The sequence below is a fragment of the Streptomyces sp. Ag109_O5-1 genome (assembly GCF_003814875.1).
Classification (GTDB): domain Bacteria; phylum Actinomycetota; class Actinomycetes; order Streptomycetales; family Streptomycetaceae; genus Streptomyces; species Streptomyces sasae.
In genome coordinates this window covers 2,406,517-2,415,302 of sequence record NZ_RKQF01000001.1, presented here as the reverse complement: position 1 = coordinate 2,415,302, position 8,786 = coordinate 2,406,517, and the positions used below count along the sequence as shown (strand labels likewise).

Here is an 8,786-nt window from a genome sequence, read left to right as displayed (position 1 = left end):
ATTGGGGTTAAGGTCGTCTCGTAACTCGGCTGGCTGTGCGAGGACATACGCCTGGTCGTGGGGTCTGACCTTAGTCGGCGAGGGCGAGGTAGTGCGTCCCGGCGATGCCGCCGGCTGCCCGGTAGAAGCCCAGGCCCTGCGTCGGCAGCCGGGGAGAATCTTCGGTTCTTCATGCGGCAGATGGCGTGTTCGACTCGTGCTCTCACCCAGCGGTGGGAGCGGTTGGTGTCCTTCTGCCAGTCAGGCAGATCTTGGCCGGGCTTGCGTCGGTGCGGGAGAGTGTGCCGGTGCCGCGGTGGGCGCCGTCGGCCAGCGCGACCGGGTCGCCGCTAGGCGGCGTCGACCCCTGAGTTGGCGAATGCTGGCAGTCGTTGCGCTTGCCGGGCACGGGTCGACCTACGGCCAGGACCCGGCGGGTGCGCGCCTCGGTGGGAATCTGCAGGTTTGCCGAGTGGTGGTAGTTCTTCGACGGGGGCGGCGACCCTTCGGTCCTGGGTCGGAACCAAGGTGCCGTCGACAATGACCACCTCGTCGGCTATGGGGTAAAGGCGGGTCCGTGCCAGGGTCAGGAACAGGCTGTGCCGGTCGGTGATCCGATGGGCGGCCGCCTGCGAGACACCGAATAGCGGGGCCAGCTGTCGCGTCGTCAGGTTCGTCCGGTAGCACACCGCTACCAGCAGCACCCTGTCTTCCATGGACAGGGTCCATGGGTGACCGGGCCTGGCCGGGTCCAGTGCCCGCACACCGCGGTACTTCACCGCCTGGACCAGGCACCCGAACTGGGCCGGGCGCAGCCCTGTCGTTCATGACGCTCCGCTGACAGCAGCTGCACGCTCAGACCAATGCCGCCCAGCCCACAGGCTTGCGAGGCAGCCTTTCGTCATGGAGGTGGCCGTCGTTGCCCCAGCGTGCGGGAGGCAGGCCAGCCCGGCAACGGGGCCGTCAACCGGGCACTGGTAGAACCATGGGTGCCCGTGCCCATTCGGCTTGAGGTCAGCAGACGGAGCTGGGTCGCTCCATGCTCTCAATGAGGCTCTTGGGGCGCAGGTCATCCCAGTGGGCCTCAATGTAGTCAAGACAGGACTGCCTGGTGTCGGCGGGGTGGACGACCATCCAGCCCCTGGGGACCTCGATGAACGCGGGCCATAGCGAGTGCTGGTTCTCGTCGTTGACGAGAACCAGGAACTGGCCGTCCGGAGCATCAAAAGAATTCACTTTTTGTTCCTCTTTCCGATTTAGAGCTTGTCTCACGTGGTGAGGTTGGTCAGCTTCTTGTAGCAGGTCAGTGCGGCCGCGAGACCGAGGAAGCCGAGAAAGTGCGTGCCTTTCCGCTCGTAACGGACGGTGAGGCGGCGGTAGCCGAATAGCCAGGAGAGCGACCGTTCGATCTTCCAGCGGTGTCGGCCGAGCCGCTCGCTGGATTCGATTCCCGGGCGGGCGATGCGGGGGACGATGCCGCGGCTGCGCAGCCACCTCAGGTGTTCGGCGGAGTGGTAGGCCTTGTCCGCGCGGAGCTTGCCGGGACGGCGCCGGCGCGGCCCGCGCCGCGACCGGATCGCGGGTATGCCCAGGACCAGCGGCAGCAAAGCCTGACTGTCATGGACGTTCGCACCAGACACACCGAGCGCCAAGGGCAAGCCCTGAGCGTCGGACAGGACGTGTAGCTTGCTGCCCTTCTTGCCCCGATCGACCGGATTACGCCCGGTCAGCGATCCCCCCTTTTCGCGTGGACAGAGGCAGCGTCCACGATCACTGAAGCCCAGTCCACTTCACCGCGCGCACCGAGCTCGTCCAGGACTGCTCGGTGTAACCGCCTCCAAAGTCCGGCCTCGGTCCAAGCGGAGAACCGGCGGTGCGCGGTGGCGGGAGAAACCCCGAAGGTCTCGGGGAGGTGCCGCCATGCGCATCCGCTGGTCAACACGTACACCACAGCGGTGAACACGGCTCGCTCGTCGCACGGGGCCGTGCCCCCGCCTTGCGGACGGGAGGCGAATGACGGAAGCAACGGAGCGACCAGCGACCAGAGTTCGTCAGGAACCAACCGCTGCGACAGACCGACACCCATGACAAGGCATCATGCTGCATCCATCTCACGCCACGTGAGACAAGCTCTTAGTATTTGTTGTCTGCTTGCGTCGCGGCTCCCCGGGACGCTGCGCAGCGGTTCCTTTGGAACTGAGGATTTCCTCACCAGGTCTGATTCGTCAGATGGCGGACTGCTCGGACTGCTCATGAACGAAGTCCGCGAGCCGGTCCAGTCCATCCTTGATCTCTTCCGGCCGCAGCTGCTGGACGACAGCCGCAGCATGTCGCGCACCTGCGAGTCTGCGGAGAAGTGGGTTGACGGAGTCCATAGAACCTGGGGTTTGACAGCGCTGTTACAGGCCCAAAATCAGACACGACGACGTTCTCTGGTTCCGAGGCCACTGACGTGCTCAGTCAGGGCGACTATTCAGGGTGGGGGCTGAATCAGCCGCCCCAGGTGAGGTCGCTGGGCGAGATCCAAGAGTACGTACCAGAGTAAGTATTCACCGACGCTCCTGCGGGTGTGAGGACGAATTAAGGGAGCTGACCTGTGGACTGCTCGATGAGGTGAGTCTTGTCGGATGCGATAGAGGCCTCAAGGGGTTCGCACTGTCCTCAAGTTGCACTGTCCCAATTAGGACTGGCGGGGCGCTGACCCGCTGACCGATGGGAGCGGTGATGAGCTGTCCGGATTAGGCCACGTCATAAACCGGCAATCCGTCGATCAAGACGAGCCGTATCCGTAGGTCTATGGTAGACGTATGTACTTGGTCAATATCCGACTCAAGTCAGGCTCAGGCGGAGGGATTCCATCCCAGGTGTCCGCACTTGCTGCAGCGATCCGGGCCGCGGACGGAGTGGAGCACGTCTCCGTGACCTCAGACCCGCAAGGGGAAATGGTGTTGGGGCTCTTCGTCCTAGCAACCTCATTAGTGGAAGCCGAGGGCCGCGCTCTTGACCTTTTGGAGCGAGCGCTGGATGCCTCGGAGGAGCTGGCCGGCATGGGCTGGACGCATCAGGGGGTGGCGATGGTGGATCAGTACTACGAGCGGCGTTTCGCCGCTGGTGACAGCTGATGGAGGGAGGCGGACAGCTGTTGCTCACGTTGAACTCGTAGTGTCCGAGGGGCTCAGCGGATCGTGATCCCTGCGGTACGGCCTGGGCATGCGGTTATGTGCAGGCCCCAAAGGCCCCGGAGGGTTCCCTGGATGAAGGATGTCCGGTTTGATCACGTGATGCCATGGAGCCCGAGGACGGCGGTCGGGTCGGTGTGGGCTTGTCGGGCGCTGGCGGTGTTGGCCCAGCCGGTGGCGCGTGGGGTGCCGCGGATGACGTCGCCCAGACGGATTGGTCCACAAACCCGTCCCCCGGCCGCTACATCACACCCCATCAACTCTCCTGACAAGGCCTTGAGAACGCTAGGAACAGACGCATGAGACGCCCATCCCACCGAAACGCAGTGCTCATTGGCATCGGGGCCTACGTGCCGCCGACTCGAATCAGCAACGCGGACCTCATCGCCGGCGGTCTCGACACCAGCGACGAATGGATCCGTGCCCGCACGGGCATCGCTACCCGGCACATCGTGCAACCAGGCGTGGCAACATCCGACCTTGCCGTCGAAGCGGCTTGGCGCGCGCTAGAATCCGCCGGGACCGGCGAGGTCGACGCCGTGGTTCTGGCCACCACCACGCCGGACAGGCCTTGTCCGGCAACCGCGCCCGACGTGGCCGCCCGGCTCGGTCTGCACGAGGTGCCGGCCTTCGACATCGCCGCAGTATGCTCCGGCTTCTTGTATGGACTGGCCACGGCAGCGGGGCTGATCGCCTCCCATGCCGCCGATCGGGTCCTCCTGGTGACGGCCGATGCGTTCTCGACCCTCATCAATCCCGCCGATCGCTCCACCGCTGTCATCTTCGGAGACGGCGCGGGGGCCGTGGTGCTGCGTGCCGGTCACGTCGATGAACCGGGCGCCATAGGGCCGATGGTGCTGCACAGCGACGGCGCGCACAGCGATCTGATCGAAGTGCCCGCCGGCGGTGCGCGGCAACGCGTATCCGGAACGGAGCCGCGCGCGGAGGACTTCTTCTTCCGCATGCAGGGACGCGAAACCTACCGGCACGCCGTCACACGCATGACTGAAGCATCCGCCCAGGCCGCCCGGCTTGCCGGATGGAGCATGACCGACATCGACCGATTCGCCGTCCACCAGGCCAACGCCCGCATCCTGAACTCGTTGGCCACCCGCCTGGAGTTCCCGCCGGACCGGTGCCTGTCCAACATCGAGCACGTGGGTAACACCGGGGCCGCCTCCCTCGCCCTGCTGCTGGCCCAGTCGGCGGACTCCGGTCTCCTGACTGCGGGCCACAAGGTCCTGCTCACCGCCTTCGGCGGGGGTCTGACCTGGGGTGCAACCACCTTGATATGGCCCGATCTCCCAGCGCACTGACCGAAATGCCGACACTGCATACCCAGAGAAGGGAAGGAAACACCATGTATGAAGAGCTCAAGCAAGTCCTCGTCACCAACCTCAAGGTAGATCGCGAGGTGATCCGGCCGACGGCGACCCTGGAGGACATCGAGCTCGACTCGTTGGCCATCGTTGAGCTGTCCTTGTATCTGGAGAGCGAACTGGGCATCTCCATCAGCAGCGAGGAGATTTTCGGCAGGACCAGCCTCGGAGACCTCGCCGGTCTGCTGGAACAGCAGAGCGGGAACGTCTGATGGATGTCGCCGTAACCGGCCTCGGTCTTGTCACACCTGGCGGTATCGGTGTGGAAGCGAGCTGGGACGCCATAACTAACGGAAAGCCCACAGCTGCCATCGACCCGTCACTTGACGGGTGCCCGGTGCGCATCTCCAGTCTCGTTCCCGGGTTCGATGCCGACGAGCTGTTTGGGGCCCGCAGGGCACTGCGCATGGACCGCGTCACTCAACTCGCCGTCGCCGCAGTCAATGAGGCGCTCCAGGATGCAGGTCTCGATCCCCGCACGTGGGATGGAGCGCGGGTGGCGGTGGTCCTTGGAAGCGGTCAGGGCGGCATCACCACACTAGATGAGCAGTACGCGCTCTTCGCTGAACGAGGCGCCAAGGCTATCTCCCCACTGCTGCTGCCCAAGCACCTGATCAACATGGTCGCCGGTGTCGTCTCCATCGAGTTCAACGCCGCCGGCCCGAGCCTCGTGACCGCAACCGCGTGTGCCTCGGGGACGACGGCGATCGGCATGGCCCGCGACCTGCTCATCCTCGACCGCTGCGACATCGCCGTCGCCGGCGGCAGCGAGGGCAGGTTGACTCCCTTGTACATGTCGGGTTTCGCACAGATGAAGGCCCTCTCCCGTCGACATGACGACCCGGCCGCCGCATCCCGCCCCTTCGACGCCGACCGGGACGGTTTCGTCGCGGGGGAGGGGGCCGGCATCCTCATCCTCGAACGGATCGCGGACGCACAAGCGCGGAAGGCTCGTATCCGGGGCCTGATCACGGGCTATGGGGCATCCTCTGACGCCCTGCACATCACATCACCACACCCCGAGGGCGCGGGCGCGCAATCCGCGGTCCTTGCCGCGCTGCGCGACGCCGGCGCGACTCCGGGCGATGTCGCACACATCAATGCGCATGGCACGGCGACCCGCCAGAACGACCTGGCCGAATCCGTCATGCTGGAGCGCAACTTCCCCCACCATCCCTATGTCACCTCGACGAAGGGCGTAACCGGTCACCTGCTCGGCGCCGCCGGTGCTGTCGAGGCCGCCTTCACGGTCCTCGCCGTCGAGCAGGGGATCACCCCTCCAACGGCCAATCTGCAGACGCTGGACTCCGATATTCACCTCAATGTCCCGACCACGGCTGTCTCCACTCCGGTGCCCCTCGCGCTCAGCAACTCCTTCGGTTTCGGTGGACACAACGCCGTACTCGCCATCGCACCACCCTGACGTCTCGTCACCAGCCGCCGGGCCTGAACCGTCTGTTTTCGGATCCGACCCGGCTGGCCATCATGTCCGTTCTGTGCGAGGTGGACTGGTTCTCCTTGTCCAGGCCTCGCTCGTGTCGCAAACGTTCCACCGGAACGTCGCTGCCGTTCAAGACTGCGCTGCGGCGATCTCCTTAAGCTCCCCGTAAGCATGGGCAGCGGCCACAGACTCGACGCCCTTCAAACGACAGGAACCGCGTGGGTGACCCCTTGTGAGGAACTTCCGGCCCGGCGAACGGGGTTTCGCACAGCGAGGCGTACGGCACGCCACGAGCACGGCCTGTGCGACGATAATCGCCACTGGCCTCCTGACCAGCGGATGCGATGCTCCGCGGGCCTGGTCGGCGGTGCGGCGGATGCGGCGCTGAGCCCCGCCGGTCGTCTCGGCTTCTGCGACAGCGCCCGTCACGGGGTACGACGGACTGACACCTATGACACCTCCGAGGACATCCTGCTGTACCGGACGAACGAGGCTCTGGTCGCCAGCTGCGTGCAAAGTCGGGGCTACACAAGCTATTCGGGGCGAAAGTCGACTCAGACCACTGCGAAGACTAAAGAGGAAAAGGAAGCGATCCACCCGGCCGGCGCCCGGGGCTACATCGGCAGTGCGACCGCGCAGTGGATCGGTTTCCACGTTGCAGCGACGCCCCCTGTGTCCAAAGACCGGACCGGCCAAGAAGTAGAGGACCACAACGTGTGCTGGCACAAGGCAGGCAAGCAAGTGCCGTCTCTCGCCGGCCCCCAGGGCTGGAAGCTCACCCAGGACCTGTTCGGCCGGTCGTTCCAGCAGGAAGCCGCAGACAGTCGGATCGGCGCCGCAAGCAAGGAGCCGTGCACCATGAGTCTCTTCACACCTGCGGTCGGCGGTGCTTGGGCCCGCCAGTACATCCTGGGGCAAGATCTGCGAGTCACCCTCACCTCCGCAGCAAAGACCGAAGGACGCCATGACGTTACCGACGCCGTCGAGGCCACGGGCTCGGCCACACCGCTCCACAGGCACGCGCGACACGAGGAGCGACTATGGGTGGTGTCGGGATCTCTAAGGGGCGCACCCACTCACCACGTCGACGGCCGTGCCCACTGTTCCTCGTCACTTAAAGGTCTCAGCTCTGTGGCGACCCCAAGCAGCACCATCGCCGAGCAGGTCGGGGTACTCGTCGCGGGCACGGTGAAGCAGGTCCCGGCCGACACGCAGCAGGCTGTCAGCGACGACCAAGCTGGCCTGGATGCCGTGGAGCTTCCCACGGGCACGGCCACGCCGGAGACGCCCATACCGGACGACAGTCTTCTTGACGAGCACGGCAGAACCATCAGCCTCACGCAGGCACGCGGTGGCAAGCCAGACGTCGTCGTGGGCCAAGGTCTCGTACTCACCGCGGCGTTGGCCGATGCTTGAGCCATTGGGTCTCGATTCCCTGTCCGAGGATGTCTACCGCATCATGCTGGTCCACCCAGGCGATGGCGTCGATCACATAGCCAATCGCCTGGGAGTGCCGACCGCGCAGGTGCGTACATGCCTGGACCACCTCGCCAAGCTGACAGTCATCCGTCCGTATCCGCAGGGCGTAAGCGGTTTCTTCCCGGTGAGCCCCGAACGCGCCATGACGCTGCTGCTCCAACGGCACCAGGCCGATCTGGCAGCCCATCATCAGCGCATTGAGGCGGCCAGAGCAGCAGCCGCCCAGCTGATCGCGGAATGCGCCCACCTCGCGCCCGGCAACGCACCGGGCGAGGAAGTTATCCCGGCCGAGGGAATCCACTCCTTCCTGATGGAACTCGGTGAGCAGGCTCATAGCGAGGTGATGACGTTCGCCCCAGGTGGTGCTCACTCCGCAGTGGACCTGGCGGCCGGCCGCGCGGCCAATCAGACCATCCTCGACAAAGGCGTCCGCATGCGGACCATCTACCTCGACAGCATCAAGCATGACGCCTGCACTCGCAGTCACCTGACCTGGCTCACCGAACAAGGCGCGTCGGTGCGAACCATCCCCACGCTCCCTATTCGCATGATCATCGCCGATCGCCAGATAGCAGTCCTGCCCACCACCATCAACGATGCCCGGCAGGGAGCCCTCATTGTCAGACGCGACAGCATCCTCACAGCTCTGTGCGGACTTTTCGAGGCCATGTGGACTGCCGCAACCCCGTTCGGCCAGCCTACCCGCGGATCCGTGGAGGAGCTGAGCCGGCAGCACACCCAGACCCTCGAACTACTCGCCCAGGGGATGACGGACGAAGCCATCGCCAAACGCATGGGACTCTCCGCACGGACCATCCGGCGCACCGTGGCGGATCTCCTGGATAAGCTCCAGGCACGGAGCCGCTTCGAAGCGGGCAAGCGGGCAGTCCAGCTCGGCCTACTACCGATCGACCACGACTGACCACCCCTTTCCGGGCCTGCAAAGCCACTGGTGTAACTGATGTGGTGTGAGCTACGGCGACCGATGGAGAGTCGGATGTGAACGATCAGCGCTTGAAGCGGAAGGCCTCGACGTGGGCTTGGGTCCAGGCGCGCCTGCCATCCAGAGTGTCAATCGACCCCTCGGCCCGTCGGTCGAGGGACGGCGACTCCGAGACGGCCAGGCCCCTCAACCCGGCACGGACATGCCCAAGGAGAACCCAAACGATTCAGATGGAACGACTACCAATCGCCCAAACCACCTGATACAGGGATGGGCGGGACTCTCGTCACGGTCAACCTCCCCTTGGAGACTCGCGACCCGCCGGCCTGGCCCAATCGGTGACCACGAAGTCTCGGAAGCTGGGGAAAAATCGCGGCTCTGTCCGC

General features: G+C 65.1%; 8 protein-coding genes and 1 pseudogene. 6 read left to right on the top strand and 3 right to left on the bottom strand.

All coding sequences use genetic code 11. From position 1 onward, the window contains the following. Positions 1-70: 70 nt before the first annotated feature. The 3 genes and pseudogenes from EDD90_RS10855 to EDD90_RS10845 all read right to left on the bottom strand — a co-directional run bounded on the left by EDD90_RS10855 (position 71) and on the right by EDD90_RS10845 (position 2,053). Positions 71-794: pseudogene (locus EDD90_RS10855) on the bottom strand (transposase family protein). A 199-nt stretch (positions 795-993) separates the two neighbouring features. Continuing rightward, the gene (locus EDD90_RS10850) at positions 994-1,215 is read right to left on the bottom strand and encodes an MbtH family NRPS accessory protein (RefSeq protein ID WP_123972827.1); all 222 of its coding nucleotides are present in this window, start codon (positions 1,213-1,215) and stop codon (positions 994-996) included. Positions 1,216-1,247: 32 nt separating this feature from the next. Beyond that, a protein-coding gene (locus EDD90_RS10845) for an IS5 family transposase (RefSeq protein ID WP_260328716.1) occupies positions 1,248-2,053 on the bottom strand; the annotation gives its coding sequence in 2 pieces (ribosomal slippage) (positions 1,248-1,723 and positions 1,723-2,053; 807 coding nt in all). Positions 2,054-2,786: 733 nt separating this feature from the next. Between EDD90_RS10845 and EDD90_RS10840 the strand changes: the two genes are divergently transcribed. From EDD90_RS10840 to EDD90_RS10810, 6 genes are all read left to right on the top strand, one after another. Beyond that, positions 2,787-3,101: a hypothetical protein gene (locus EDD90_RS10840; protein ID WP_123972825.1), complete on the top strand. Its 315-nt coding sequence runs from the start codon at positions 2,787-2,789 to the stop codon at positions 3,099-3,101. Positions 3,102-3,457: 356 nt separating this feature from the next. Continuing rightward, the gene (locus EDD90_RS10835; RefSeq protein ID WP_123972824.1) at positions 3,458-4,474 is read left to right on the top strand and encodes a beta-ketoacyl-ACP synthase III; all 1,017 of its coding nucleotides are present in this window, start codon (positions 3,458-3,460) and stop codon (positions 4,472-4,474) included. 44 nt (positions 4,475-4,518) lie between these two features. Next, complete coding sequence (locus EDD90_RS10830; RefSeq protein ID WP_123972823.1) at positions 4,519-4,749, top strand: acyl carrier protein; 231 nt, start codon at positions 4,519-4,521, stop codon at positions 4,747-4,749. Beyond that, positions 4,749-5,960, top strand: a complete 1,212-nt coding sequence (locus EDD90_RS10825; protein WP_123972822.1) for a beta-ketoacyl synthase — start codon at positions 4,749-4,751, stop codon at positions 5,958-5,960. Before EDD90_RS10830 ends, EDD90_RS10825 begins: the two co-directional genes overlap by 1 nt. Before the next feature lie 357 nt (positions 5,961-6,317). Continuing rightward, complete coding sequence (locus tag EDD90_RS10815) at positions 6,318-7,394, top strand: hypothetical protein (RefSeq protein WP_123972821.1); 1,077 nt, start codon at positions 6,318-6,320, stop codon at positions 7,392-7,394. Continuing rightward, positions 7,387-8,379, top strand: coding sequence for a LuxR C-terminal-related transcriptional regulator (locus EDD90_RS10810; RefSeq protein WP_123972820.1), 993 nt, complete (start codon positions 7,387-7,389; stop codon positions 8,377-8,379). Before EDD90_RS10815 ends, EDD90_RS10810 begins: the two co-directional genes overlap by 8 nt. Positions 8,380-8,786 lie beyond the last annotated feature (407 nt).

Coding starts and splice junctions, on each gene's coding strand:
- EDD90_RS10840 (WP_123972825.1), top strand. CDS start 2,787: ATGTACTTGGTCAATATCCGACTCAAGTCAGGCTCAGGCGGAGGGATT.
- EDD90_RS10835 (WP_123972824.1), top strand. CDS start 3,458: ATGAGACGCCCATCCCACCGAAACGCAGTGCTCATTGGCATCGGGGCC.
- EDD90_RS10830 (WP_123972823.1), top strand. CDS start 4,519: ATGTATGAAGAGCTCAAGCAAGTCCTCGTCACCAACCTCAAGGTAGAT.
- EDD90_RS10825 (WP_123972822.1), top strand. CDS start 4,749: ATGGATGTCGCCGTAACCGGCCTCGGTCTTGTCACACCTGGCGGTATC.
- EDD90_RS10815 (WP_123972821.1), top strand. CDS start 6,318: ATGCGATGCTCCGCGGGCCTGGTCGGCGGTGCGGCGGATGCGGCGCTG.
- EDD90_RS10810 (WP_123972820.1), top strand. CDS start 7,387: ATGCTTGAGCCATTGGGTCTCGATTCCCTGTCCGAGGATGTCTACCGC.